At 51.8% G+C, this 26,850-nt stretch carries 20 protein-coding genes; 15 read left to right on the plus strand and 5 right to left on the minus strand.

Annotated features, from left to right (window positions below):
* Positions 1-21: 21 nt before the first annotated feature.
* The 4 genes from ACQ6WK_RS12105 to ACQ6WK_RS12120 all read left to right on the plus strand — a co-directional run bounded on the left by ACQ6WK_RS12105 (position 22) and on the right by ACQ6WK_RS12120 (position 6,869).
* Positions 22-1,398: a tRNA guanosine(34) transglycosylase Tgt gene (locus ACQ6WK_RS12105; RefSeq protein ID WP_432797639.1), complete on the plus strand. Its 1,377-nt coding sequence runs from the start codon at positions 22-24 to the stop codon at positions 1,396-1,398.
* 310 nt (positions 1,399-1,708) lie between these two features.
* The gene (gene yajC, locus ACQ6WK_RS12110) at positions 1,709-2,146 is read left to right on the plus strand and encodes a preprotein translocase subunit YajC (RefSeq protein WP_432797640.1); all 438 of its coding nucleotides are present in this window, start codon (positions 1,709-1,711) and stop codon (positions 2,144-2,146) included.
* Positions 2,147-2,226: 80 nt separating this feature from the next.
* Positions 2,227-5,880, plus strand: a complete 3,654-nt coding sequence (gene secD / locus ACQ6WK_RS12115; protein ID WP_432797641.1) for a protein translocase subunit SecD — start codon at positions 2,227-2,229, stop codon at positions 5,878-5,880.
* A 293-nt stretch (positions 5,881-6,173) separates the two neighbouring features.
* Complete coding sequence (locus tag ACQ6WK_RS12120) at positions 6,174-6,869, plus strand: PEP-CTERM sorting domain-containing protein (protein ID WP_432797642.1); 696 nt, start codon at positions 6,174-6,176, stop codon at positions 6,867-6,869.
* Between the two features lie 59 nt (positions 6,870-6,928).
* Here the strand turns inward: ACQ6WK_RS12120 and ACQ6WK_RS12125 are convergent, their stop codons facing one another.
* Both ACQ6WK_RS12125 and ACQ6WK_RS12130 read right to left on the minus strand, forming a co-directional pair.
* Positions 6,929-7,771, minus strand: coding sequence for a class I SAM-dependent methyltransferase (locus ACQ6WK_RS12125; RefSeq protein ID WP_432797643.1), 843 nt, complete (start codon positions 7,769-7,771; stop codon positions 6,929-6,931).
* An 85-nt stretch (positions 7,772-7,856) separates the two neighbouring features.
* A complete protein-coding gene (locus ACQ6WK_RS12130) occupies positions 7,857-8,774 on the minus strand; it encodes an MBL fold metallo-hydrolase (RefSeq protein ID WP_432797644.1) in 918 nt (305 codons plus the stop codon).
* Positions 8,775-9,755: 981 nt separating this feature from the next.
* On the opposite strand from ACQ6WK_RS12130, the gene rny reads away from it, so the two are divergent.
* From rny to ACQ6WK_RS12145, 3 genes are all read left to right on the plus strand, one after another.
* Positions 9,756-11,414, plus strand: coding sequence for a ribonuclease Y (gene rny, locus ACQ6WK_RS12135; RefSeq protein ID WP_432797645.1), 1,659 nt, complete (start codon positions 9,756-9,758; stop codon positions 11,412-11,414).
* Between the two features lie 195 nt (positions 11,415-11,609).
* Positions 11,610-11,924: a PF20097 family protein gene (locus ACQ6WK_RS12140; RefSeq protein ID WP_432797646.1), complete on the plus strand. Its 315-nt coding sequence runs from the start codon at positions 11,610-11,612 to the stop codon at positions 11,922-11,924.
* 37 nt (positions 11,925-11,961) lie between these two features.
* Positions 11,962-13,119, plus strand: coding sequence for an ATP-grasp domain-containing protein (locus ACQ6WK_RS12145; protein WP_432797647.1), 1,158 nt, complete (start codon positions 11,962-11,964; stop codon positions 13,117-13,119).
* Positions 13,120-13,144: 25 nt separating this feature from the next.
* Here the strand turns inward: ACQ6WK_RS12145 and ACQ6WK_RS12150 are convergent, their stop codons facing one another.
* Positions 13,145-13,915: an isoprenyl transferase gene (locus ACQ6WK_RS12150; protein ID WP_432797648.1), complete on the minus strand. Its 771-nt coding sequence runs from the start codon at positions 13,913-13,915 to the stop codon at positions 13,145-13,147.
* Positions 13,916-14,044: 129 nt separating this feature from the next.
* Entirely contained in the window at positions 14,045-15,406 is a 1,362-nt protein-coding gene (locus tag ACQ6WK_RS12155) for an adenylosuccinate synthase (RefSeq protein ID WP_432797649.1), read from the minus strand.
* 387 nt (positions 15,407-15,793) lie between these two features.
* Between ACQ6WK_RS12155 and ACQ6WK_RS12160 the strand changes: the two genes are divergently transcribed.
* The 5 genes from ACQ6WK_RS12160 (at position 15,794) to ACQ6WK_RS12180 (ending at position 21,040) form a co-directional block, all read left to right on the plus strand.
* A complete protein-coding gene (locus ACQ6WK_RS12160; protein WP_432797650.1) occupies positions 15,794-16,279 on the plus strand; it encodes an RrF2 family transcriptional regulator in 486 nt (161 codons plus the stop codon).
* 153 nt (positions 16,280-16,432) lie between these two features.
* Positions 16,433-17,743, plus strand: a complete 1,311-nt coding sequence (gene purD / locus ACQ6WK_RS12165) for a phosphoribosylamine--glycine ligase (RefSeq protein WP_432797651.1) — start codon at positions 16,433-16,435, stop codon at positions 17,741-17,743.
* A gap of 288 nt (positions 17,744-18,031) precedes the next feature.
* Positions 18,032-18,427: a response regulator gene (locus tag ACQ6WK_RS12170; protein WP_432797652.1), complete on the plus strand. Its 396-nt coding sequence runs from the start codon at positions 18,032-18,034 to the stop codon at positions 18,425-18,427.
* Between the two features lie 467 nt (positions 18,428-18,894).
* Entirely contained in the window at positions 18,895-19,740 is an 846-nt protein-coding gene (locus ACQ6WK_RS12175) for a prepilin-type N-terminal cleavage/methylation domain-containing protein (protein ID WP_432797653.1), read from the plus strand.
* An 88-nt stretch (positions 19,741-19,828) separates the two neighbouring features.
* A complete protein-coding gene (locus tag ACQ6WK_RS12180) occupies positions 19,829-21,040 on the plus strand; it encodes a trypsin-like serine protease (RefSeq protein ID WP_432797654.1) in 1,212 nt (403 codons plus the stop codon).
* A 713-nt stretch (positions 21,041-21,753) separates the two neighbouring features.
* On the opposite strand, the gene ACQ6WK_RS12185 is transcribed toward ACQ6WK_RS12180, so the two are convergent.
* Positions 21,754-22,578, minus strand: a complete 825-nt coding sequence (locus ACQ6WK_RS12185) for a glycerophosphodiester phosphodiesterase (protein ID WP_432797655.1) — start codon at positions 22,576-22,578, stop codon at positions 21,754-21,756.
* A gap of 434 nt (positions 22,579-23,012) precedes the next feature.
* Here ACQ6WK_RS12185 and pheS point away from each other — a divergent pair, with 434 nt between their 5' ends.
* From pheS to ACQ6WK_RS12200, 3 genes are all read left to right on the plus strand, one after another.
* Positions 23,013-24,023 (plus strand): phenylalanine--tRNA ligase subunit alpha, encoded by a 1,011-nt coding sequence (gene pheS, locus ACQ6WK_RS12190; RefSeq protein ID WP_432797656.1) that lies wholly within the window; start codon positions 23,013-23,015, stop codon positions 24,021-24,023.
* A gap of 134 nt (positions 24,024-24,157) precedes the next feature.
* Positions 24,158-25,096 (plus strand): phosphoribosylaminoimidazolesuccinocarboxamide synthase, encoded by a 939-nt coding sequence (locus ACQ6WK_RS12195; protein WP_432797657.1) that lies wholly within the window; start codon positions 24,158-24,160, stop codon positions 25,094-25,096.
* A 188-nt stretch (positions 25,097-25,284) separates the two neighbouring features.
* Positions 25,285-26,547 (plus strand): cation diffusion facilitator family transporter, encoded by a 1,263-nt coding sequence (locus tag ACQ6WK_RS12200; RefSeq protein WP_432797658.1) that lies wholly within the window; start codon positions 25,285-25,287, stop codon positions 26,545-26,547.
* Positions 26,548-26,850 lie beyond the last annotated feature (303 nt).

Genomic DNA, 26,850 nt, shown 5'->3' on the forward strand with positions numbered 1-26,850 from the left:
CCAACTCTTAAACTCTCTCGAATGCCCGATTCACCTCTCCAATTCTGTATCGCCAAACGTGACACGACCACCAAGGCCCGCCTTGGCCGCGTTACCACCCTGCACGGATCGTTCGACACACCTGCCTTCATGAACGTCGGCACACAAGCCACAGTGAAAGGCCTACTCCCTGACCAGGTCGCACACCTTGGCGCGCAGATCATCCTCGGCAACACCTACCATCTCATGCTTCGGCCCGGCTCGGAATTGATCGCTGATATGGGCGGACTCCATCACTGGATGCGATGGGACAAGCCCATCCTCACCGATTCCGGCGGGTTCCAAGTCTTTTCCCTCGGTGACATCAATCGCATCACCGACGATGGCGTCGTCTTCCGCAATCATCTCAATGGATCGCTTATTGACTTCACCCCCGAATACTCGATGCAAGTACAAAACCATCTCGGCTCGGACATCATGATGGCCTTCGACGACTGCCCGCCTGCTCAAACTGTGAATCCACATGCCCTCCAGCGTGCAGCTCAATTTCAAAATACATCCGGCAAAAAAGCTGGTAAGACCACCAAGCCCACAAGAGGCGATGTGGATAAACTCCGTGCCAAATCACAAGCCGATGACGCCATTGAGGTCAATACCGACATTGATGCCGCTGAAGGCGGCGAGGCATCCTCTCAGAAAAGGTGGCCAAAATCCCAAACTCAACTCCCGGGAATGGGTGAAGAACTCGACGACGCGGCCTACCTTCAGCGAGTCAAAGACGCCAATGAGCGGACCATCCGCTGGCTGGATCGCTGCGTAAAGGCTCATAGCCGTAAATCCGAACAATCGCTCTTTGGTATCTGTCAGGGCGGGACGGATTTGGAGGCACGACAATGGTGTGCGGAACGGGTGGCAGAATTCGATCTGCCGGGGTACGCGATCGGCGGCGTGGCTGTCGGAGAAGATCCGGCGCAAATCAAGCGTGTCGTTGAATTTACAGCGCCGCTGCTTCCCGATGAGAAACCACGATACCTGATGGGCGTAGGTTATGAGAAAGACCTCTTGCACGCTGTCCAATCAGGCGTAGACATGTTCGACTGTGTCCTGCCAACACGCAATGGCCGCAACGGCAATGCATTCACAAGTGCTGGCCAAATAAGGCTTAAAAACGCTAAATTCAAACTCGACCCCGGCCCCATTGAGCCCGGATGCGATTGCCCCACCTGTGCTGGCGGATTCTCTCGATCCTATCTCCGACATCTCTTCCAAACCGGCGAAATGCTTGGCGGCATCCTTGTTTCTGCCCACAACATCCGCCACTTCCAGCGGTTCATGTTGGACATCCGCACCGCGATCCGAGAGAATGACTGGTCTTTAATCCGGCGGAACTGGCCGGTCGCATTTGATGATGAACACTAAACTTATCATCAACCGCGCCCACCCCAATGTTCTGTCAGAATAGACAAACGGGATTGCAATAAATCCCTGCACAAGCAAAAGAAACGATCCCCGGCCGTGCTTGGGCGTATGGTTGTTATCAGCATAAAGACAACCGACTCTACAGCATTCAATTTTCGGGATCACAGGCAAGCTGCTTGTTGCAGCACGAAGCCGATGACGGCCCGGCACATATATGCCGCCAATCATTACCGACACACATGAAATCATAACGATCAGGGCCGGCTGCTCAGCAGCGCCGGAAAGACGACGATAGAAAAGAGAGACCGACATGTTTGAACAAAATGTTCTAATCCTCGCACAAACAGAAGCACCTGCAGGCGAAACCGCCACCGGCCATAACCCACCCGACGCAGGTGTCACTGCCGCCCCCGGACAAACCTCAACAACAGGCGCTCCCGGCGCTCCTGCAGGTGGCACTCAAAACCCACCACCCTCATCTCCCTTTGGCGGCGCATTCATCTGGATCCTCATTGGCTTTGTGCTGCTGATGTTTATTTTCTCTGGCAGCAGCCAGCGTAAAGAAAAGAAACGCAAAGCCGCACTACTCGCACAGATGAAAAAGGGCTCCAAAGTCCAATCCATCGGCGGCATCATCGGTACCGTCATGGACATTCGTGAAGACAACGTCATCGTCAAAATCGACGAGAACACCAACACCAAAATGACGTTCAACCGCTCCGCCATCCAAAGCGTCATCGAAGAGTAAAAGCTCCTTCGACAATCACGCCAACAAACATACATACAATATTAATTCTCAGAAGATTCATTCAATAAAGCGACGAGAGCATGAAATACCCTATCTGGAAGCCGATCCTCATTTTCCTTGTAGTTGCAGGCTTTTTTGCACTTCTCTACCCACCTGAACAGAAGCTGAAACTCGGCCTCGACCTCAAAGGTGGAAGCACCCTGACCTACAACGTGAATGTGCCTGAAGGCACTGCCGACCCCAAGCGTGTGATCGATGAAACCATCGCCGTCTTGCGTCGCCGTGTCGACCCCACCGGCACCAAAAACCTCGTCTGGCGGCAAATTGCCGGCAACCGCATCGAGATCCAGATGGCGCTCCCAGACCCCGTCACTGAGAAACGCCGCGACGCTTATGTCGACGCACGTGATGCACTACTCGAAGCAAACCTCAGTAAACAATCGCTCACTACTGCACTCCGCGCACCAACTGAACAACGTCAGGAAGAATTCAATCGCATCTCCGGTGGCAATGCTGAGTTCCTAAGCGAACTCGAAAAACTTGAAACTGCCTACACCGCGTTTGAACAAACCGTCACACCCTACGAAACACTCACTGAAGCCTTTGCGAATGCAGAAGCCGCACAAGCTGCTCTTCCTGCCACCGCAACCACCGAAGAAAGAGCTGCTGCTGCCCAGCAAACGAAAACTCTCGAAGACCAAATGATTCAAGCCACCATAAACTACGTCAACGCCAAGGAGACGTACAACAAGCTTGAGAACGAAGTCCTCGAAGCCAACATCACCCCTGCCGAACTTGAAGGCGTACTTGATCTTGGCAATGCGCTACCTGGCGAAGCTGGCATCAAAGCTCGCAACGAAGGCATCGAGCGTCTGATCAAACAGCATCCCAACCGTGCTGACCAAATCAATACTGTCGCCGCCGCGTTTGAAGACTACATCAAAGTCAAAGGACCACTGGACGATCCCAACGATCTGATTGCCCTACTCCGTGGCTCAGGTGTGCTTGAGTTCCGTATCGCCGCCTCAGCCAACAATCCTGCCATCGATTCAACCAGCTACATCACTCAACTTCAAGAAAAAGGCCCACGCTTCGGCGCTGGCCAAACCTATCGCTGGTTCGCTATCGCCGACATTGAAAAATTCATCGAAGATCCAGATGAACGTGTCCGCGCCAGACAAGATCCTGCCACGTACTTTGCTGCTGCCCGTAACATGGTTGGCTCCCTTTACAACGATCAGTTCTACATCCTCCTCGGCAACACCGACCGCGACGCGATCACTCACGCACAAGGCGACTGGAATCTCGCCACCGTCCGCCAAACCGCAGATGAACGCGGCTTCCCCGCTGTTTCCTTCGGCATGGACGCTGTCGGTGCCAACCTCATGCGTAGCCTCACCAGCCAACACAAAGGCGACCAGATGGCCATCGTCCTCGACGGCAAAGCCATCTCCGCTCCGCAGATCAACGACACCATCGGCGGCTCCGGTATCATCACTGGTGGCCGCAATGGTTTCCGTCCCGCCTACCTCACCTACCTCGTCCGCACGCTCAAAGCTGGCTCCCTCGAAGGTGAACTCGGCGACGCGCCCATCTCCATCAAAACCACCGGCCCGCAACTCGGCCAGGACAACCTCGACGCAGGCCTGCAAGCCGCCGTCTGGGCCATCGTCCTCGTCGCTATCTTCATGGCCTTTTACTACCTCTGGGCAGGCCTCATCGCAGACTTCGCCCTCTTCGCAAACATGGCCATAATCCTCGGCGTCATGTCACTCGTCCAAGCAACCTTCACCCTCCCCGGTATCGCAGGTATCGTCCTCACAATTGGTATGGCTGTCGACGCCAACGTCCTTATTTTTGAACGTATCCGCGAGGAACTTGAAGGCGGTCGCGATCTTGAAGCGTCCGTCCGCGAAGGCTTCGCCAAAGCATTCTCCACCATCCTCGACGCCAACATTACCACCCTCATCACCTGTCTCGTGCTTGGCTACACCGCCAGCGCCGAAGTCAAAGGCTTCGCCGTCACGCTCGGTATCGGTATCATCGCCACACTCTTCACGGCACTCTTCTGCACGCGTGTCTTCATCGACTTGGTCATGATCTACGCCAAGCCAAAGGGCATCGCGATGCTGCCTACGATGATCCCCGCAATCCGCAAACTCCTTTCGCCAAAAATCAGCTGGGTCGGTCTCCGTCACGGCTTCTTCATCATCAGCTTCATCCTCGCAACGGCGGGCATCAGCACCGTCTTCCTCCGCGGCGGCGAAATGCTCGACATCGAATTCCGCTCCGGCACGCAAGTCTCCTTCGAACTCAAAGCAGGCGAAACCTTGCCACTCAGCGAAGTACGTGACCGCGTTGCTTCCTTCGGCGAAGTAGCCGCCCTCTCACAAGCGCCCGGCTTCAAACCCGAACAACTCTCAGAAGCGCAGCGCAAAATCTACGCCGCCATCCTTCCAACGCTCGACGAAGTGAAAGCCGCCGGCAACACAGTCGACTTCGAAGACTATCAGGAAGCGGATGTCATCACTGAAGGCAAAACCACACAGGAAGGTAACGTCGTCCTCTCACGTGGCTTTAGCATCTCAACACTCTTGCAAGATTCACAAGCTGTCTCCGGCTTGACCAAAGCTGCATTCGGCGACCTCCTCGAAACCACACAACCCATCGAGTTCAAAGGCGTCGACGCACCAAACGTCGGAGCTGCACCCGTCTTCGCCATCAAGTCGCAAGACCTCGGTGCTGACATCGGCGAGCCTCTCCTCTCTGCCAACGTGCAGGAATACCTCGGTGGCGTGGCAGTCGTACTTAGCGACCTCAGCCAACCCACGACGCTCGAAGACATCGAGCAGCGTGTTGGCCGCATGCGTTTGCAACCCGCCTACGAAGAACTGGGCTATCGCCCCTCGGAAGTCATCGGCATCAACAAAGTTGGTACCACGATGGTTAAGCAAGCCAACGGCACCGAGAAGGAACTCCCAACTTACAACAGCGTCGTTGTCGTCACACGTGACGCGAACACCAACTACGCCGAGAACCCTGATGAGTTAACTGATCGCACCGGGCTCGCCGACACCGAGTGGAACCTTGTTCGTGACGCTCTGCAACGCGACACATCACTCGCCGGCGTGACCAACTTCTCCAGCCAAGTTTCCGAAACCATGAAGCAACAGGCCATCGTCGCGATGATCCTCTCGCTGCTCGCGGTTGTCGCTTACATCTGGTTCCGGTTCGGTTCACTCCGTTACGGCATCGCCGCCATCGCGGCACTCGTCCACGACGTCGCCATCACCCTCGGACTTGTCGCCATCTCTGGTTGGCTCTATGAAGAAGAGCTCTTCAAGCTCATCCTACTCGACCCGTTCAAGATCGATCTCGCCATGATCGCCGCGCTCCTCACCATCGTCGGCTACTCACTCAACGACACCATCGTCGTCTTTGACCGCATTCGCGAAAACCGTGGCCGCCTCAGCTATGTTACACCGGAGATCGTTAACAACTCCATCAACCAAACCATCAGCCGTACTGTGCTGACCTCCGGCACCACCCTCCTAGCCGTCCTCACTCTCTACATCCTCGGCGGAACCGGCGTCCACGGCTTCGCCTTCGCGATGCTCATCGGCGTCGTCGTAGGTACCTATTCCTCGATCGCCATCGCCTCACCGATGCTTCTCCTCCTCGGCGCCCACAAGCCCCGTCAGTCCCACACCCCTGCCGCTGACGTAACCGCCTAACCTCACCTCCTCTAAATCAGCGATTAGTCAACAATCACAAAAACTCAATAACCGGAGCCAAACTTGGTTCCGGTTTTTTCTTGCAATTAAAAGGTATTGATTGCTCAAAGACGAAGTTGGTTTGGAATCAGAAAGCCTAGTAGTAGCACCTAGGCCAAGTCCGGCGACATTCATTTACGAAGCAATTTAATATTGATTAGAGGAAGCAACTCGCCATAATGCATATCGGATGAATCGAAAACGATAAATCTTTTATCTAGTCTGATCAGCAACGCGATCACGAGGAGAAACGTATGATACGCGAAATATTGACTTGTTCTGTGCTGCTCGTCAGCGGTTTAGTTATTAGCACCCCAACTGACGCAACGGTTTATCGTGCAACCTTCGGCATCATCGAAGACGTTGGCGACCTCAACGCCTCAGACAGCCTCAACTACAACGCAATCACCGGCGGTGAAATCATCTTTACGATTCCAGATACTTTAGTGCTGGAATCAAACATACAAAATCAAGGCGGTTCATCAACGCGTTACTCAGGCACCATTTTCAACCAAGTCACATTCACAACAACAACTGGCAATTCCGCATTTGTTTTAAACAGTAATGCAGAACTTCATTTATGGGATCGCGCCCCCGGTCAAGTTGGTGGGTGGAACTACATCAATTTTGAAACGGATGACAGTAGTGATGGCGTCGTGCTGGAGCTAAGAACAAATAGTACACATCCAAATCACGGAAACATCTTCAATCTTGGAACGCCGAACCCGAATACCCTCTTTAACAGTGGGCTGGTAACGTTTGCGAATGAAACCGAACGCGACAACATCTACCACACCCCCTACTTCCAATTCTTCGGCTCAGGCGCATCGCTCCCCAACGGCTGGATCGAAATGACTTTGAAAAGTTTAGAAATCATACCTGAGCCAAGTTCAATCGCGTTGATTGGTTTGGGAAGCTTGATGTTGATCAGAAGACGCAAGTCAAACTAAGCGTTTCAATGACGATGCGGGAATAAGGTGCAGAGAACCTTCACCCTGGTTTAATTGAACTACTTCCGAGGGTAGACATCAAACCGAAAATTCTTCGCCTTATGACTCACCGCTGGCTTGGCATAACCTTCTGCCTGAAGCACTGGCGCGTGGTTCGGCCGCTTTACCACCACACGTTTGCACGCCAACTCTAGGGCTGCCTCAAACAAAATCTGTTCGTCATCCGCTGTTTCACCAGCTAAAAGATTCCGCAAAAACCAGATCGGCTTCCGCGTTCGCGCCGACTTATGCCGCTTTTTCTCCGGATACATCGGGTCAAGATATACTGCGTCGTAATCATCACTCCCTGCGTCAATCATTCGCTGCATCTCACTCACCGCATCTCCGCCCGACAAACTCATCCGCTCCACAATCTCAGGATACGGATCCATGTAACCGCTTGTCCGGTGTAGCACCTCTGTCAAAAGCAGATGCACCAGCGGATGCCGTTCCACGCAATACACCGTACAACCCAATGCCGCCATCAAAAACGCATCCTCGCCCAGCCCAGCCGTCGCATCTAATACCCGAGGCTTCTCCATCCCCTTCTTCAATCCGACCGCCTTCGCAAGTGGCTGCTTGAACGACCGACCAAATGACGTTGTGATATCCAAATGCGTAAAGTTCAAAAACAGCGGCGCCGGCTGGGACCCAAGCTCCGCAAATTTTTTCAAAAAATGAATCTCAAGCCGCTGCTCTTCATCATTAAACCGCAGCATCACATCCGCATCCCCTACCCTTCCGCAAGCATTCACACGTGAGCCTTCTACCCCGCCCAGCAAAACCGCGCACGGATGATCCGCTGGCAATTGCTGCTCGATATGCTCATCAATCACAAGTTGAAACGGTTTCACTTCAGCCATCGTGCTTCACAGTGTAACGCCAAATAAAAAGCCGCCCAAAGCAACTGCTCCACACGGCTTGTTCTTTTTCATCTCACCTTACAAGTCACTTCTGCTCCAGTGCTTCCGCCTCAGCCATTTGCTTCTGATACCGCAGCTTGTTCGTCCGATTATCCATGAGCACAAACAAACGATCATGATGCTTCCGCGGCACACGATCCAGCACCATCTTTCGAACCTGCGAGATGTGCGTCCGCCGCGATGTGTGCACCAGCACCACCGCCTCTGACGTCGCCCGCTCCATCAGCTCCGCAATATTATCCAGATGCAAATGTTTACCCACTGAGGCCCGAGATTTGTGATCCGATTCCAAGAATGTGCACTCTGTAATCAAGATCTGCGAGCCAAGCACCTCCTCATTCTCAAAGTGCGGCCCCCACATCGTGTCCCCGGTATAACACACCAACGGAATCCGCAAAATCTGCGTGATCTCTTCCCCCTGCTCTTTCAACTTCAGCAACTGCTCCTGCGGCAAACCCACCAAATCAGGACGTAACTTCGACCGCTTCTCGATCACGTTGTACCCAAGCGACGGCACCGTGTGCTGTGTTTCAAATGCACGCAAGAAAATATTGTTCTTGATCTCCAACTCATCACCCGGCTCAAAACCCAACACCTTGTACGGTGTCTTCTGCGCTTCAAGATCCACCCACGCACTCATCACATTATGGATCGCCTGCTCGATTGGCTTCGGGCAGATCACCGTACCAATCCCCATGCCCTGGAAATAGCGTTGAGAGAAGTAGTACGCAATGCCAGCCGCATGATCCATATGGCCGTGAGTCAGGGCGGCATAGTTGGAAGTCAGTGTCGCGCGAGGGCAAAGACCGATGTCAAAAGTGAGATCAAGTTCCGGAACTTGAATGACGGTTTGTTCGCCGGCAATGGAGATGCCTTGAATACGGTAAGGGGGAACATACAAAAACCCAAGATTCGGATTACGTGCTGGTTCGCGTGGGACCATGTCTGTACTTCCTGCGCAGCGACTGAGATAAAAAAGGCCGGCTATGTCACGCGCCGCTGCGTTTGGGAAGCGTCATGAACCGGGCAAGTGGCCGTGTGGGGGTCGAACCCACGATCCTAAAACCCCGTATGACGAGGCTTTTTATGCTGGTCCGGAACCGAGATCCGGACGGCCGGGTGAATTTCCATCACTGGAACCGCAGTAGTATTGCAGCCAACAGTTCGCTTGTAAAGCTCAGATCGCTAACTCGCTATTAATTAATAAGATGTGGCCACATCATGACATGAAAACTGGATCGGGCGTTACCGTGTTCCTGTCATCTGATTCTCATGGTTAAGACTTGACGAAATATCTGCAATAGGTAGAGTTAAGTCCATTCACAGCGTTTGTGAATATCAGGGAAACCACGATATTTCACGATCAGAGCCCATTCTGTAAAAAATTGATGAATGACTCGTTTGACAGGGATCGTGAACCATCTGGTAGGAATGAGATCATACACCGCGAAAGCGGATAAATTCGGCACGAATCGAGTTAAGCTCGTGAGGCCGCTAAAGCCACGCAGCTGATCATAAAAATCTGATCACACGTGGCCGTCTGAATCAAGTGCAGTGCAAGTGCCCTGCCAACAGGCGGATAGATTGAAGATGGACAACCTTGGTTTCTAAAGAGAAGCCAGAAAAGCAGAAAAGATTTGTTACACCAACCGGTAAAAGCGAAACAGTGGGAGAGTGGTCAGCCGCGTGACGTCTAGTCAGGCGCGTGTTTGTGATGTTTTGTGGTGTCAGCTTTTACCGGGTTTGGGTGAAGAATCGCTTCTTCGACTCATCCACTTGTTCTATTTCTGATTCAGACACTAGCGACAACGATGCTGCCCAAGATGCAGGGGTGTTGAACTTGCATCAGGCAAAACTCGTGAGCGTGCCCCAATCCCCGGAGCAGGCATTTTTATCGTGCTGCTTACGGTAAGGGGTACCTTAGATGATTGATGGATTCATTTACACGTTAAACCAAGCTGCACCCGCGGCACCATCTGGCGGGCTCGGGCTCGATCAGAGCGATCTCATCGTCGCCATTTTTACTGGCATTATCACCGCCGTCGTCGTCCTTACCGTCATGTGGCTCACCGGCAAGCAGACCATCGCCAAAGCGCAAAAAGAAGCTACCGACATCACCGATCGAGCCAAATCTGAAGGTGAAACCCTCCGCAAACAACTCGAACTTGATGCTCGAAACGAACTGGCCATGCGCCGTGAAACTTTCGAGAAAGAAGCCGAATCACAGCGTAACGAGCTGAAAGAAAATGAGCGTCGCCTGACCAAACGAGAAGACAATCTCGACCGCAAGCTCGATACCTTGACCACCAAGGAAAAATACCTCGTTGATCTGGACAACAAGATCAAAAGCCGCGAGGGGCAACTCGACAAACGCGATCACGATCTCAAAGACCTTACTGCCAAATACGAAAACCTCTTGGATGAAGCACAGAAAGAGCAGAAGCAAACCCTGCTCCGCATCAGCAGTTTGAGTGAAGATGACGCTCGTAAAGAAGCGCTTAAATCCGTCGAACGTGAATGCCAGCACGAAGCCGGCCAGATCATTCAACGCATCAATGATCGCGTCGAAGAAGAATCCAAAGAAAACGCACAACGTATCACCCTCATGGCTATCCAGCGTTACGCCTCCGAACACACCAGTGATTCGACCGTTAGCGCCATCGCCATTCCGAGTGATGACATGAAGGGACGCGTCATCGGCCGTGAAGGCCGCAACATCCGCGCCTTTGAAAAAGCCACCGGTGTAGACGTCATCGTCGACGACACCCCCGGCGTCATCGTCGTCAGCTGCTTCGATCCGGTCCGTCGTGCTGTTGCCGCTGAAGCACTGCAAAAACTACTCGATGACGGTCGCATCCACCCCGCACGCATCGAAGAAATCGTCGAACAAATCAACAAGGAAATGCAGCAGCGCATCATGAAGTTCGGCAAAGACGCCTGCATCGAAGCCAACATCCAAGGCCTGCACCCACGCATCGCCGAAATGGTCGGACGACTGCACTACCGCATGTCCTACGGCCAGAATATCCTCCGCCACTCCATCGAAGTCGCATACCTCTGCCAAACCATTGCCAACGAACTTGGGCTTGATGGTGAAATCGCGCGGCGCTGCGGCTTCCTCCACGACATCGGCAAAGCCATGGACCACGAAGTCGAAGGCGGCCACCCTGCCATCGGTATGGAGTTCTGCAAAAAGTTCGGCGAGAAAGAAGCCGTCCTCAACGCTATCGGCGGCCACCACAATGATATCCCCTCCACCACACCTTACACGCCCATCGTCATGGCCGCCGACGCGATCAGCGGCGCAAGGCCCGGTGCTCGCCGCGAGACCTTGGAAAAATATGTCAAGCGCCTCGAACAACTCGAAGGCATCGCCACCAGCCACAAGGGTGTCAACACCGCTTACGCCATCCAAGCCGGCCGCGAAGTCCGCGTGATCGTCGACCCCGACAACATCGACGATTCGACCTGTGCCTACATTGCACGTGACATCGCCAAGCGTGTCAGCGAAGAGATGACTTTCCCCGGCGAAATCAAAGTCACCGTCATGCGTGAAATGCGAACCGTTGAATTCGCCCGCTGACCCACCCACTAAGTAGATCCCTCCAAACCCGAGCACAAAACGTGTTCGGGTTTTCTCATGCACACACATCATCACCATTTCAGCATCTTTCCGCATCACAAAATCCTTGCATGCCAAAGAGCGTGAGGTGAGAATATCTTCATCGAAAACAGCAACATTCAACGAGGGGTAACCATTCATCTGAAAGGTTAGATCATGGCGAATCTTGAATCACGATCAGTTAGATGTCCCAGTTGTCATGCGATCATGGACGAGGGTAGCCTGCCTGTCAGCACCGGGCTCACCTGGGTCAACGGTCGCAAAGGTGAAGGGCACGAATTCGCCGAAAACCTCCCCGGCACGCACGCGGTCATGCGACCAAATCATGTCATGGCCTGGCGTTGCCGCAAGTGCAACGTCATCACCTTCAAGTACGGTAAGAGCCTTGAGCAACTCCCCACATGGGCCAAGGAAAAAGAATCCGAGAACAAGGCTGCCGACGAGATCGAAGAAGCCGAAGCCACCAGCTAACACATCACAATCAACCTATACCGGGTAAGATGTATTCATGAGTGAACCGATTGTGATCGTCGGCAGAAGCGGCAGGGCTGCGGCGGTTAGTGCGCGCCGCGCAGGCTATGAGCCTTGGGTCATTGATTGCATCAGCGCTCGCGACACGCAACGCATCGCCCATTCGCTCAAAGTCGATCCCAGAGATTACCCCCACAAACTGCCGGAACTGGTACAGAAAGCGCCCGCCAGTGCACCGATCATGATGACCGGCGATCTCGAAAACCACCCTACCGTCTGGGAAGCGATTACCTTTGGCCGCGAGATCATCGGCTCTAACGCCGACGCCATCAAAGCCGTCCGTCAAATTGATGTCCTCAATGAAGATGGCCTGAAAAAAATCAAAATCAAAGGCATCAAAGCCTGCCGCACGCGCACCATCGACGACTTCTGGAGTCGCGTCACCCTCAGCGTCTTCGGCGTATGGGACCGACGTAAATACATCGTCAAACCAAGACGCGGCAGCGGTGGCGAAGGCATTCGACATTGGGACACGACTGGCAGCTTCAAACATGGTAGCCCCGGCACACTTGACCGCACCGAATACCTCCAGCAATACATCCAAGGTATCCCCATTGGCACAGTCTTCCGCGCCGATGGGTGGAGCGTCCAATTCCTCGGCGCTAGCGAAATGATCGTCGGCGATTGGGATTTTGGTGCCGACCTCTTCAACTACGTCGGCTCCATCGGCGAGATCGACCTTCAGGAAAAATCACGAGCCGCCATCAGCCAAGTCGCCGTCGCCCTCACCCAAAGGCACGACCTCCGCGGCATCTTCGGTATCGACTGGATCATGGATTACGCTGGCCGTCTTTGGCCAATTGAAGTAAACCCCCGCTACACTGCCAGTGTCGAAGTCCTCGAACGTTGCAAAGGTGCCCCCATGATGAACAGCCCCACTAGCAAAACCAGCAAGCCTACACAAAATGGCCTCATGTCCGGCAAAGCTTCCGTCCGCGCCAAAAAACCCGGCATGATTGACGCTGATTTCTTCGATGTTTTCGGTGAACACTTCGTCGCTAACGTCCCCAAGCCCGGCGCGCCCATCCGCAAAGGCGAACACATCTGCACCATCTTCGCAGAAGGCCAAACACGTGACGAAGTACATAAAAACCTCCGCGAGAAAGCCGCGCAAGTTTACGCCAAACTAAAATAGTCAAGGTGACATGAAGAAGGGGTGATCAGGATTGATCATCTACAGAATGATCGGGCACGCAACCAAACTTCCGCTTACGTGCCGCGTATGCTCTTAATGCTTCGTGCAATTGCGCAACATCAAAGTCCGGCCAACAACATTCAGACACATAAAACTCCGCATACGAAATCTGCCAAAGCAAATAATTCGAAATGCGCATTTCACCCGCTGTACGAATAAGTAAATCCGGATCCGGCAAGCCTGCCGTATACAGCCGCTCAGAGATCGAATTTTCAGTGATGTCTTCTACTTTCAACTCACCGCTTGCAACCTGCTCCGCAATCGCCTTCACCGCACCGGTAATCTCTGCACGCGATCCATAGTTCAACGCGAGCGCCAATGTCATTCCCGTATTGGAGCACGTCATCTCAATGGTTTTGTTTAGCTCCGCCAGCACGTCATCTGGCAAGCCTTCCGCACTACCCAACTGGCGAAACTGAATATTGTTGTCCAGCATCGTCTGTCGCTCAGCAATGAGGTACTCAACGTACAGATCCATTAGGAAGTTTACTTCCGTTTGTTCGCGTGCCCAGTTCTCCGTCGAGAACGAATACAACGTCAACGCCTTCACACCAAGCTGTGCACACTCGGTCACAATATCGCGCACCGCAGCGGCACCCATGCGATGACCGTATGTCCGGCTCTTGCCCTGCGCCTGCGCCCAGCGACCATTGCCATCCATAATGATTGCGATATGCGCCGGCAGCTTCGCCGGTTCAATATCAAACGGTGGATGTTGTAGCTCTGACTGCAACATGTTGTTTCAAAATCCTGATCAAATGATCAAACCACTGGCACTTCGCATCATGATGCCCAGCGTCACAGATTGTATACCAGAATGCGCAGATGTTCTTCTAAAGGTGGTCAACACCGTGCTTACGCCGAGTTAACGAAGCACAGATTGATCTCGGCGAGGCCCAACAGACGCAAACACCACTGGCACGCCAATTTCCGCTTCAATCCGAGCGACGTAGTTCTTCGCATTTTCTGGCAAGTCTTCAAATCGACGACAATCCTCCACCGACTCCACAAACCCCGGCATCGTTTCATACACCGGCTTCGCCTTGGCTAGTACGTCATTGTCTGCCGGGAAGTTCGTGATCGTTTCGCCATCGACTTCGTATGCTGTGCAAACCTTCAATTCTTCTAAGCCCGCAAGCACATCAAGCAGCATCAATGAAATATGCGTTGCACCGGAAACTGCTACGGTGTACTTCAACGCCACAAGGTCGAGCCAACCGCAACGGCGCGGTCGCCCCGTTGTCGTCCCATACTCACGACCCACCTCACGGATACGATCACCGATCGCATCCTTCAATTCCGTCGGCATCGGTCCCTCCCCCACGCGCGTCTGATATGCCTTCACAATCCCCATCACATTCGCCAGGTTCTTACCCGGGAAGGATGCACCAGTATGCACACCAAGCGACGAGCAGTTCGACGAAGTCACATATGGATACGTGCCGTGATCAATGTCCAGCAGGTTCGCGTTCGCCCCTTCAAATAGGAACCGATTGCCTTCTTTCAAATTCTCATTGATCAGCACCGCAGTGTCCGTCACCATTGGCTTCAAGATCTTCATGCATTCACGCAACATCGTGATGATTTCCTCTGCGTTTGCAGGGGTAAAATCGATGCTGTGAGCCACAGCCAGTGCGCCGAGCAGCGTATTCTTAAACTCAACAATGCGCGTCACCTTGCTGACCAGCTTCGCATCATCACACAAGTCGCCCATGCGGATCGCGTTCAGGCGCAGCGCCTTGTCTGCGTAGCACGGACCAATGCCTCGCCCCGTCGTACCGATTGGCGCTTTGGAAGTTGCCTCAAGTAATTGATCTTCGGTTTTGTGATACGGCAAGACCACATGAGCGCGGTCCGAAATTTTTAGTTTGGTTTCATCAACAGTGATGTTGCGATCACGGATCGACTTTACTTCTTTGACGAGTTGCTCAGGATCGATGACAACGCCGTTACCGAGAATGTTTGTTTTGTCTGGGTAGAGGATACCTGAAGGAAGCAGGTGTAACGCATACTTTTCATCGCCGACACAAACCGTGTGGCCAGCATTCGCACCACCGTTGTAGCGAACCACCACGTCGAAACAGGTGGTGAGTAGATCGACAACTTTGCCCTTGCCCTCATCGCCCCATTGGAGACCAACGATGGCGGTGTGGCCAGTCTGCAAACCCATGGATGAAGTCAGTTGGTCGGCAGTCGGCATAGTGAAGGCTTGAGTTTCGCTGCTCATGGTACGTCTCCGGCGTCACGTACCGGCTCAACCGGCGTGACCATTTCCAATACGGATCTCGGCGCAGAAACAGCAAGAAAAAATATCAGCTGTCCACCGCTGGCCGGGATAAAATTCGGGATTACCCCTAAGGCTGCGACACGCGAAACCGGGGTTTGAAACCACAAAAACACGGATTTTAGCAGAGATCGAACAGGAAATACAACGCACCCCAGACCATGTAGTAAGGATGGCATCCCTGTGTGGGAAATCGGACTAAATGAGGTATAAGATCATTTTGTCAGGAGATGCTTGTCATGGTACAGTGTTTCGTTTAAAACACTCTGGTATCTGAAGTTGTCATATTGATGATATGGGGCTAATAAAACACGTTAGAGAGTTAGAGCGATGATTTATTCGAATGCTTGTGCGTATGCGATTCGCGCGATGACGAGATTGGCAATGCTTCGCCCAGACGGTTATGTCCTGCTGGACGAGTTATGCGAAGGTTCTGATCTACCGCGGCACTTTGTTGCCAAGATTTTTCAGGATCTTGTTCGCAAAGGCTTACTGACCAGCGCCAAAGGACGCGGCGGTGGATTTGCCTTAGCCAAACGTCCCAAGGAGATCCGCCTGCTGGATATCCTCGAAGTCGTCGATGGCACACGTGGTCTTGAATCCTGTGTCGTCGGTATGGCTGAATGCAACAGCGAGCAACCCTGTCCACTCCATGAACGCTGGAGCCCGATTCGTGACGAACTCAACGGATTCCTTGAAAACACCACCTTAGATCAAATGAGCGAAACTCTTCTCAAGAAGCTTGAGTTGCTGGGTACGCCGGTCCCGAACCTGACCCGCGAGAGCAAACCGCTCAAACGTGGTGAGGAAGATTGATCCCAATCACATAAAGCTATCCACAAGGTGCAGGACCGATCCGTTCTGCACCTTTTTTGATTCCACCCCACCACAGGCCAAGAATCACACATCCCCACGGTTTCTAGGTGCAGATGTGAAATAAAACGAGAAACCCGTTATTCTGGCAGCGCTATGAGTGCAAAATCAAACAAAGAAAAAGTGAATGTCCTGATCCTCGGTAGCGGCGGCCGCGAGCACGCCATCGGTTGGAAGCTCAAAGAGTCCAAACGCTGCGGCAAACTGTTCTTCGCGCCGGGCAATGGTGGCACCGATGCCCTAGGCGAGAATGTGCCGATCAATCCAGACCGGGTTGATACAAAAACCGTGGATGACATTGATTACTTCTGCCGCAATAACGCAATCGGCCTTGTGGTCATCGGGCCAGAAGACCCACTCGCACAAGGCCTTGCAGACCGCCTCGCCAACGACGATCGCAAAATCTTCGGTCCCATCGCCAGCGCCGCTCGTATTGAAGCCGACAAAGCTTACGCTAAACAGGTCATGAAGGCTGCATCGATCCCGACCGCAGATTCCCGTGTTTTCAAGGACTATTTCGTCGCTGAAAGCTACGTGAAAAGTCGCGAGACACCTGTCGTCGTGAAAGCTGCTGGCCTCGCCAAAGGCAAAGGTGTCATCGTCTGTGACAATACTGCTCAGGCACTCGACGCACTCGCGCTCTGCATGAAGAACAAATCCTTCGGCGACGCAGGTGATACCGTCATCGTTGAAGAACGTCTCACCGGCCAAGAGGTTTCGATCCTCGCACTCGTTGATGGACGCAACATTTATGTGCTCGATCCATCACAAGATCACAAGCAAGCTGGCGAAGGTGACACTGGTCCCAACACCGGCGGCATGGGCGCTTACTGCCCCACCCCACTCATCGATGAAAAGATGATGAACACGATCCAAAGTGAAGTGCTCGTCCCTGCTGTCGATGCGATGCGACGTGAAGGCATCGAGTACAAGGGTGTGCTTTATGCAGGCCTGATGCTGACCGCTGGCGGCCCAAAAGTCTTGGAATTCAACTGCCGATTTGGCGACCCTGAAACCCAGCCACTCATGATGCGACTTAAGGGCGATTTGCTTGAAATCATGCTCGCCACCGCTGACGGCACACTCGATGAAGTTGATCTCGCATGGGACAAGCGCTGCTGTTGCTGCGTGGTCATGGCAAGCGGCGGCTATCCCGGCAAGTATCAGAATGACAAGCTTATTAAGGGCATCGCCGCAGCAGAAGAAGACAAAGATGTAAAAGTCTTCCACGCCGGCACTAAGAAAACCAAAGATGGTGTGGTAACTGCCGGCGGACGCGTACTGAACGTCTGTGCGATGGGTGCAGACCTAAAAGAGGCTCAAGCCAAAGCCAATGCCGCCTGCGCCAAAATCCAGTTTGAAGGTGCCTGGTACCGTAGCGATATCGGCTACCGTGTGATGAAATAACCTGCATGTATTAAATTTTTAATAACTAATTCCATAGCAGATTACATCATAATGACTGGTCCTCATGTACTTGTATCACAAGCTAAACCGATGTAATCAGATATATTTACATCGGTTCCGAGAGTACTTGTTCACTTTACACCGACTGAATTCATACAATAACTATACGTGTTGCATCATTGGGAATAACAATCGTGCAACGCCCCGCCTCGGCTCAGGATCTGTACAATCAACATCAATCATGCACTCTTTGCAAATAACTTGCAGAGTGCCATACTGGGCGCAAAGATGGATGTTAAACCGAGACATTCAGATCACAACCTGACTAACCTTCACCTCATTATCGTTGAAGACGACTTTGTCGTGGCACAGTCCTTGTCAGATCTATTGGAAGCATTTGGAGCCAAGGATGTAGAGATGGCATCAAATATTGACCAAGCCATCGACAAAATCAACAAGCAGCGATTTGATATTGCTATTCTCGATGTCAATCTACTCGGCGGAAGTGTTGAACCGGTTGCTTTGAGATTGAAAGAGCAAGGCGTGCCGTTTCTGTTTGTGACTGGCTATGCCTCCCAAGATATGCTTCCCGCCTCCATGCAGGATCATGCGGTATTGCTCAAGCCAGTGAATCCCGAGGAAATGCTAACCATGATCACCAAGCTAGTTGGCATCGAGCAATAATCACCCGCGTTAAATGCATCTCTCTCAACTAGCCCCCAACCACTCCGTATTGATGTTGCAACATCATCAAAAGCTCGGAAAATGCTATCATCCCATTTCTATCTTACCCTGCTTATCAACGACCTACTTTAACATCCATAACATCAGCATAAACATCGACGTATCACAAATTCTCTCGCCTGTTCAATTTATACTTAATCTAAGAATGACCTATTGCGTAACATCACTCTAGCCAGATACTTCCAACAAAATATCGCCAGCCATTTCTATGAATTTTCAAAAGATCGTTTAAGCGTATATCCAAAGGTTCCGATGGATTGTCACAGCTGTATGAATTATGCGGCTTATGCTTGAATTATTCGTTCTATCGTCTATTCTGGTTGCATAAACACCGTTCCATCATATGCATATCACTCCTGGGGCATCCGCGAGGGATGTGTTGCCTGAATGTACAGGCTAACGATGGCATGACACACAGGTGGTCCATGCGAAGCTTCCGAGGTTTTACACTCATCGAACTGCTCGTGGTGATATCGATCATCGCGCTGCTGATGGGCATTTTGCTCCCCGTGCTGGGCTCGGCAAGAGCCACAGCCAGACGTATTCAATGCGCCAGCAACCAGCGACAAATCGGACTTGGCTTTGCAAGCTACAGTGTCGATCATGATGACAGAATTCCATACGCAAGCCAGTGGCTTTCTGGCGGCATTAAACTTTCATTTGATGACGCTGTGGCAGAATATGTTTCTCACCAACTTACCATGCCACAGAAACATACCACACTCATTACACGTGAGTTCAGCAATCCCATGATGGTCTGCCCGGATGATGTGACGGTAGACCTGCGTGGCAATGCAAATGCAGCTCGATCCTATGCCATGATTCAAGGTGCTTCACCCACTGGAAATGATCTACCAACAGGAGCCGGCGTGGTTTATAAGAGCTTTGGCTTTCTGCCGAAGAAGCCAGCACAACTAAGCCTTAGCAATGACTCACTTCCTGCCCCCAGCAGTACCGCCCTACTCACAGAATCTGTGTGGTTGTTCCAAAGTACCGCTGGAGCACTATTTCAAGGTAATTGCCAAGGGAGTGACCGCCTCGCTTTTCTCAGCCAAGCTCAACATCAATACACAGGTACCCGTGTTGGATTTGATGTCGCCAGCAACCCTCACGCTGAAGGCAAAAACAGTCCAATCGCCAACTACTTATTTGCGGATGGGCATGTGATCACGGCTGCACCAAAAGACACCATCGGTGACAATGGCACGTTAATCCAGCCGGAAGGAATCTGGACACGCGAACCTGGTGACTAAACCAGTGAACATATGTATTCTGTAAGAAAACACGCAATCAATTTATAACATTCAACTGTAATTCTCCCGGAGTAAAGAGATGACAATCATGAAGAAACTACTATGCATGGGCATTATTGGGGCATTTGCCGCACCAATGTTTGCCACTTCCAGTGCTGATGCCGTCACCATGCGTGACCTGGCTTATGACTACTGGCACAAAAAGATGGGCGAAAAGCGTAAAGGCGTACCACTCATCATCACAGATCAAGGTGTCGGGTCTGGCGTATTGATTGGTAACGAATGGGTTCTAACTGCGGGTCATGTCGTTGGCGACGCAACATCCGTCACAGTTGCGTTCGACAATCCCAACAGCGGTGTGCAAATTGCGGCCGACAGTTGGCACATGCCAAGCACATACGATCCCACCAATCACGACGTGAACTTACATGATCCTGCAAATCAGATCATCAACATGTCAGACGTTGCGCTAATCAGACTGGCTACACCGGTTGAAAACCGTCCAATTTATGAGGTAAACCGCCGCGGCGCGGGCTATGTCGATTCCATCGGTCGCGTCATTGAGCAGGTCGGCTGGGGCTCTTATGGTGATGGTGCCACAGGTAGCGTCTTCCCAGCAGCAGAAGACCGCCGCGTTAGTTTTAACCGTGTTGAAGATGCTTCTCGTGATGCACTTGTCACCGCCTACGGCGACACCATGCTGGTGACACGTTTTAACGTTGATGCAACTGATGACGTTTGGGGCCCAATCAGCTATGCGTACACTGAAGCACTCACCGATGATGGCTGGGACTGGGAAAAGGATGGCGCCATTGTTTTCGAAGCATTGATCGCAGGCGGCGACTCAGGCGGACCAGACTTCCTTGGTGACAAGGTCGTCGGCATCCACTCCTTCGGTACAACGGGATCACCCTTCCTTGGCCATGCAGCATCCGTGAATATCGCCATGTGGGCAGACTGGATCGACGCAGTCATGCTTGACCCAGCAACTGCGAGTGTCGACATCGACTACCGTAATGATGGATCAGTCATTTCCACTGGTGTGGGCACACTACTAGGCACACTCAACAACGCGGTATTTACAGAAAACGAAATGAATGCGTTGTACCAAGCTGCCGTTACTGAAACACTCGCTGCATGGGATGCTGCTGGCATAGATTACTCTGGCTTTAACCCACCCACAGATACAGGCTTCTTCCTCGGCCGTGGCGCACTACCGACACTTCCAGTTCCAGAGCCCGGCACATTGGTGCTGCTCGGTTCTGCAGGCTTGATGCTCTTGCGTCGTAAGCATGCATAAGTCATGCAACATCATGTGTATTACAAAGAGCGGCCTAACAGGTCGCTCTTTTTTTATGCGCAATTACACGTAATACATCAGGCGAATCGCTTGGGTACGCGATACCATCCATAGGCTGGCACAAACCGCATCTCCAAATGCTGTGGGATATAACGATAAGATCGCTGCGTTTTTTGCAATGATTTTGCTTGTTCAATATCTGCAGATTCACAAGTATGATCATCATTGTGACCTGCGTATGCATCACACTGCTCTTGATCAACCTGCGTTACCATTCCACATTGAGACGATGACAATGAATTTTCTCTGTAGCTTTGGCCGCACATCAAGAAAAAGCCCAGTACAGCAACCAATACAATTCCCCACGAATGAATCATGCTAAATCCCCTCAGCACATGATGATGCCATCATGCGGATCTATTCTACCCCCGCCATCACATTGCTCTTGGTTTGCCTGCCCCACATACTGAGCAACGCCCCCCTCCTTATCGTGCCCGAATCATACATACATCACGTGGCTCACATGTTATTCTCAAATTGAAAGAAAGGTTTACCGGTTGTAAGACATGTTTTCTTTTTACTGAAAGCGCTTCGCATCTTGCGTGACGGGTTTCCCGAAAACACCGATAAAAACAGAGTAAAACCACGCTGTCCAAATAAAAACCCGCACGTCAGTGCGGGCCATGTAAACAATCCACTTCTTATGTTCTAGTTTAGGATGCAGGCTGTGTCGCGGCAGAAGCATCTTCATTCAAAGCATCACGGATAAAAGCTGGCCTATCGGTCGTGATCGAATCCACACCCAGCTTTTCATACTTCTCTGCAATCTCTGGATCATTGACGGTCCACACGTGATACTCAAAACCAGCATCTTTAATCGCATCCACAAACTTCGGCGTCACCGTCTTGGAATCATTCAGATCTACACCATTGGCTTTTGTACGTTTCAATTCATCAATCACGCCCTCGGATGTCAGCCCACCTGCTTCCTTAACTTGCTTCGAGCCAAACGAAAGAAGCAAATAAGCTTTAATATCCGGCATCTGCTCACGCGATTCCTTTACCGCTTCCGGATTAAATGAAATCACACGTACCTGAGAAGGATTAATCCCCGATCCCTCGATGTCCTCTTTAACTTTTGATACAACATCAGCGCCAACTTTAATCTCGATGTAAACCAGCTTGCCCTTGGGTATCACTGCCAAAACTTCAGCAAGCGTGGGCATTTTTTCGCCGGCATATTTTTCATCTTTCCACGAACCTACATCCAACTTCTGAAGCGTCGCTAATGGTGTCGCTTGGATTTTATGTTCAACCCCTGCGGTACGTTTGGTATCCTCATCATGACTAACAATGAGCTTGCCATCGGAAGTCATATGAACATCAAGCTCAACACCATCCGCATCTTTTTCCCATGCAAGCTTAAATGCTGCCAGCGTATTTTCAGGCGCATCATGAGATGCACCACGATGGGCGATGATTAGCGACTGTTGATTTACAGAGGAACCCGAAGTGGGTCGATCAGTGGACGAAGCCATGGCCGGTACTCCTAATGCGAGTATGCTGAACCCGCAATATGTTAGCAAATACTTACTTAACTCGCTACCCACTGAGTGTAAAAAAGCCATCATAGTGTTTCTTTCTTCAGTGTCACAACACTGATTTACTTTGGTAAAGATTTGTTGGCAAACAAATTACATCTGAGTTGCCACAAATGCAGGTTGTATAATTTTTATGGCGCAGGCTTACCCGCTGCCCGAGCAAGATTTAAGTAGCGTCCCACAAGCAGATGCTTTGATCATCTAGCCAAAATAATCTTAGGCATATAGCAAGGCAATAACACCGCTACAGATCAATTCAATTGCAACGCGGCCATACACCCATAACAGGAACAGCACCACGACCCACGTATACACTTCTATCGGCCTGCTAATTGGGGATTCACCATGTTTTACGGTATCATGCCTCCGCCATGATGAATAAAATTGACGAACTCGTAAATGATGCAGAACAAGATTTAGCAGCCGTTTCTGATGGTGCTGAACTTGAGCAGTTTCGTATCAAATACCTCGGCACCAAAGGCTCTCTCAAGCAAATGATGTCGTGGATCAAGGACATCCCCGGCGACCAAAAGCGTGAGTTCGGGCAGAAAGCCAATGCCGCGCGCCAACAAATTCAAGCCGCATTTGATAACCGTAAATCTAATCTTGGCTCCGGCACTTCATCGAGCAAAAAATCAAAGCCGTTGATTGATGTGACCGAGCCGGGCCTGCCCCCACGCATGGGCCGCAAGCACATCATCTCGCAAACCATCGACGAGCTGCTCGAAGTGTTCGGCCGCATGGGTTTCGACGTCGAAACCGGCCCCGAAACCGAAGATGAGTACCACAACTTCGTCGCACTCAACATCCCCGAACAGCACCCCGCTCGCGATCCGCTCGACAACTTCTACCTCACCGACCCCAATGGCAAAAACCCATACCTCATGCGATCACAAACCTCGACGGTACAGATCCGTGTGATGGAAGAGACTGAGCCGCCGATCCGTATTGTGTCCACCGGCAGGGTATATCGACCAGACGAACACGACGCGACGCACTACTCCATGTTCCACCAGATCGAAGGCTTGTACGTCGACAAAAATGTTTCCATGTCCGACCTGAAGACAACGCTGCTTCAGTTTGCTCATGCATATTGGGGCCCAGACACCGAGGTGAAACTCGTGCCGTCGTATTTCCCGTTTACAGAACCATCGGCTGAACTGTACATCAAGATGGACTTCGGCAAGGGACCGGAATGGATGGAAGTCGGCGGCTGCGGCATGGTGGACCCGGCAGTCTTTGAAGCGGTCGGTTACGACCCGGAAAAATGGACCGGCTTCGCCTTCGGCCTCGGCATCGAAAGACTCGCCATGCGCAAGTACAATATCTCAGACATCCGTTGGCTATTCGAAAACGATGTCCGCTTCCTCCGCCAGTTCTAACACCCAGTAGTCCTTGGCCCGCGGAATGTGACGACGAATACCCTACAACAAAACAATCAACAACCGACTAGATTCAATCTTTCAAAAACCGATCCTTCACGATCATCAATTTCTATACCGGAGCGAACAGTAAAATGACCGCCTTAATGCAGACCGAACTCAACCTCCCCGACAAACGCCAAGGCAAAGTCCGCGATATCTATTCTGCAAAAACAACCGCCGGCCAGGACGCGCTACTCATCGTCGCTTCTGACCGCATCTCCGCATTCGATGTCGTAATGCCCAACGGTATCCCCGGCAAAGGCAAACTGCTCACGCAGATCTCACTGTTCTGGTTCGACATGATTGCTGAAAAATTTAAAGGCCAGCTCGAACACCATCTGATCTCATCCGATCCGCGTGATGTCGAAGGCATCACCGAAGAGCAGGCCCAGCAGCTTGACGGTTCGATCATGGTCGGCCGCAAGTGTAAGGTCGTACCGGTCGAATGCATCGTCCGCGGTTACATCACCGGCTCGGGCTGGAAAGAATACAAACGTGACGGCACCATTTGCGGCCTCCCTCTCCCCGAAGGCCTGCAAGAATGCCAGAAACTTCCGGAACCCATCTTCACGCCTTCCACCAAAGCCGAGCAAGGCCTGCACGATGAGAACGTTTCCTTCGAAGTCGCATGCGACACCGTTGGTGTAGAGCTGATGGAAAAACTTCGCGACCTCTCGCTGGCCATCTACAAAATGGCGCACGACTACGCAGCCGAGCGCGGCATCATCCTCGCCGACACCAAGTTTGAATTCGGTCTGCCCATTGATGATCCCACCGGCACACCAATCCTCATCGACGAAGCACTCACGCCAGACTCCTCGCGCTTCTGGCCCGCCTCTGAATACGAAGTCGGCCACGACCAACCTTCCTTCGACAAACAATACGTCCGCAACTACCTGCAAGAACTCGTCGATGCTGGCAACTGGGACAAAGAACCCCCCGGCCCCGTCCTCCCAGACGAGATCATCACCAACTCATACGCCAAATACGAAGAAGCTTACGAACGCCTCACTGGCAAGAAGTTAAGCTAACTTCGCCTATATGACGATAACAACAAAAATCGAACTGACGTTTGCTTCGCGCATCCGTCAGAATTCAAAGAACCCGTGAGCGCCACGAACGGGTTCTTTTTTTATGCTGGTCGCACCCATTCACCCCGTGCTATCATTCACGCATATAACTTCTGACCTTCACCAATAAAACTACACACAGGTTCATCATGCCTCACGACCACAACACGCTGATCCGTGACCCCGAAACACTCAAGGTCGCCTCGCGCGCCTTGATCATCGGCATGATCATCACCTGCTTCAAGTTCGGTGTTTTCTTCCTCACCAATTCTGTTGCCGTGCTTTCGGACGCACTCGAATCCATCATCAATGTTGTCGCCGCAGCAGTCATGCTCTACTCAATTTGGTACAGCACACGCCCACCCGACGAAACCCATCCCTATGGCCACGGTAAAGTTGAATTCCTTGCGATCGGCTTCGAAGGATGGATGATCCTCTTTGCTGCACTCACGATCATCTGGACCTCCATTGAACGCTTCTTCACTGGCATCACCCCACAACGACTCAACCTCGGTCTTGGCCTTCTCTTCGCTATCGGCATCCTGTCAGCCGCACTCGCAGTCTATGTTATCGCGATGGGCCGACGTTTGGGCAACGATGTCCTACTCGCCGATGGCAAACACCTTGCCACCGATGTGATCTCAACTTTCGCCGTCCTGCTCGGCCTCATCCTTGTCCGCGCTACCGGTTGGTATTGGCTTGACCCGCTCATCGCATTGGCTGTTGCAGCATGCATCCTCCCCATCAGTTGGCGACTACTCTGGCAATCCATCGACGGCCTCATGGATAAGTCCGACCCGCACGATCTCAAACGCATCACCGACACACTCGATCACGAGATCGAACTGAACAACATCGTCTCTTACCACAAAGTCCGCTCACGTCACGTCGGCGCGTTCCACTGGATCGACATGCACTTGCAAGTGATTGATTCACTCACCGTCGCCGAGTCTCACGCGCTCGCTTCCGAGATCGAACACCGCATCGAACGCCTCTTTCAAAAAGCCAACGCTACTGCACATATTGAACCCGCCATAACTGATGCACCGCAAGAACCAGACGCCAACGCTCCCTGCCCCACCCCCGGGAGTAAGACAACACCCAACTTTACATCTGACCCGGAAAACGTCCCCTCTGAACCGCTTATAAAACAAGACGAAAGCGAATCTGCACAACCTATCAACACCGAAGAACAAACTGTCGCCGAAGTACTTGATGAAATGAATCCGCCCACTGATCACGAATCACAAGCCACATCGAAAGACAATCAAGCAGATCAACCTACGGATAACCCACCATCATTAGACGGTGCCTATGAACTTTCTGATCCTGATATAAAGCCCACCCTTGATCCTACTGATGATCCATCCTCGACCGATACTTCTTTTAAACCACCTCGCCCGGGTGCTTGATCATGAATGATGACAAAATTCGACATAATATTCAGTACCACCTAAGGGAGTTGCCTCGATCAATCGTTATTACCATAATTCTTGGCGTCACCACATACGTTTGGCTGATTGCGAAATCAGCAATACCTCATCATGTAAACATGCAAATATATCTAACTATTATCTACGGAATCTATGTAATTGCTTTTGGCATATGCGTAATCATTCGAACAATCGCCATACCACGGTTAGATTATGATCAGGATCCGTTCATTGATGAGCATTTCAATCCACCGGAAATGTATTCACCACTCAATGCATTAA

This window comes from Poriferisphaera sp. WC338 (assembly GCF_050931845.1).
In the GTDB taxonomy this organism is placed as follows: domain Bacteria; phylum Planctomycetota; class Phycisphaerae; order Phycisphaerales; family Phycisphaeraceae; genus Poriferisphaera.

Coding starts and splice junctions, on each gene's coding strand:
- ACQ6WK_RS12105 (WP_432797639.1), top strand. CDS start 22: ATGCCCGATTCACCTCTCCAATTCTGTATCGCCAAACGTGACACGACC.
- yajC (WP_432797640.1), top strand. CDS start 1,709: ATGTTTGAACAAAATGTTCTAATCCTCGCACAAACAGAAGCACCTGCA.
- secD (WP_432797641.1), top strand. CDS start 2,227: ATGAAATACCCTATCTGGAAGCCGATCCTCATTTTCCTTGTAGTTGCA.
- ACQ6WK_RS12120 (WP_432797642.1), top strand. CDS start 6,174: ATGATACGCGAAATATTGACTTGTTCTGTGCTGCTCGTCAGCGGTTTA.
- ACQ6WK_RS12125 (WP_432797643.1), bottom strand. CDS start 7,771: ATGGCTGAAGTGAAACCGTTTCAACTTGTGATTGATGAGCATATCGAG.
- ACQ6WK_RS12130 (WP_432797644.1), bottom strand. CDS start 8,774: ATGGTCCCACGCGAACCAGCACGTAATCCGAATCTTGGGTTTTTGTAT.
- rny (WP_432797645.1), top strand. CDS start 9,756: ATGATTGATGGATTCATTTACACGTTAAACCAAGCTGCACCCGCGGCA.
- ACQ6WK_RS12140 (WP_432797646.1), top strand. CDS start 11,610: ATGGCGAATCTTGAATCACGATCAGTTAGATGTCCCAGTTGTCATGCG.
- ACQ6WK_RS12145 (WP_432797647.1), top strand. CDS start 11,962: ATGAGTGAACCGATTGTGATCGTCGGCAGAAGCGGCAGGGCTGCGGCG.
- ACQ6WK_RS12150 (WP_432797648.1), bottom strand. CDS start 13,915: ATGTTGCAGTCAGAGCTACAACATCCACCGTTTGATATTGAACCGGCG.
- ACQ6WK_RS12155 (WP_432797649.1), bottom strand. CDS start 15,406: ATGAGCAGCGAAACTCAAGCCTTCACTATGCCGACTGCCGACCAACTG.
- ACQ6WK_RS12160 (WP_432797650.1), top strand. CDS start 15,794: ATGATTTATTCGAATGCTTGTGCGTATGCGATTCGCGCGATGACGAGA.
- purD (WP_432797651.1), top strand. CDS start 16,433: ATGAGTGCAAAATCAAACAAAGAAAAAGTGAATGTCCTGATCCTCGGT.
- ACQ6WK_RS12170 (WP_432797652.1), top strand. CDS start 18,032: ATGGATGTTAAACCGAGACATTCAGATCACAACCTGACTAACCTTCAC.
- ACQ6WK_RS12175 (WP_432797653.1), top strand. CDS start 18,895: ATGACACACAGGTGGTCCATGCGAAGCTTCCGAGGTTTTACACTCATC.
- ACQ6WK_RS12180 (WP_432797654.1), top strand. CDS start 19,829: ATGAAGAAACTACTATGCATGGGCATTATTGGGGCATTTGCCGCACCA.
- ACQ6WK_RS12185 (WP_432797655.1), bottom strand. CDS start 22,578: ATGGCTTCGTCCACTGATCGACCCACTTCGGGTTCCTCTGTAAATCAA.
- pheS (WP_432797656.1), top strand. CDS start 23,013: ATGATGAATAAAATTGACGAACTCGTAAATGATGCAGAACAAGATTTA.
- ACQ6WK_RS12195 (WP_432797657.1), top strand. CDS start 24,158: ATGACCGCCTTAATGCAGACCGAACTCAACCTCCCCGACAAACGCCAA.
- ACQ6WK_RS12200 (WP_432797658.1), top strand. CDS start 25,285: ATGCCTCACGACCACAACACGCTGATCCGTGACCCCGAAACACTCAAG.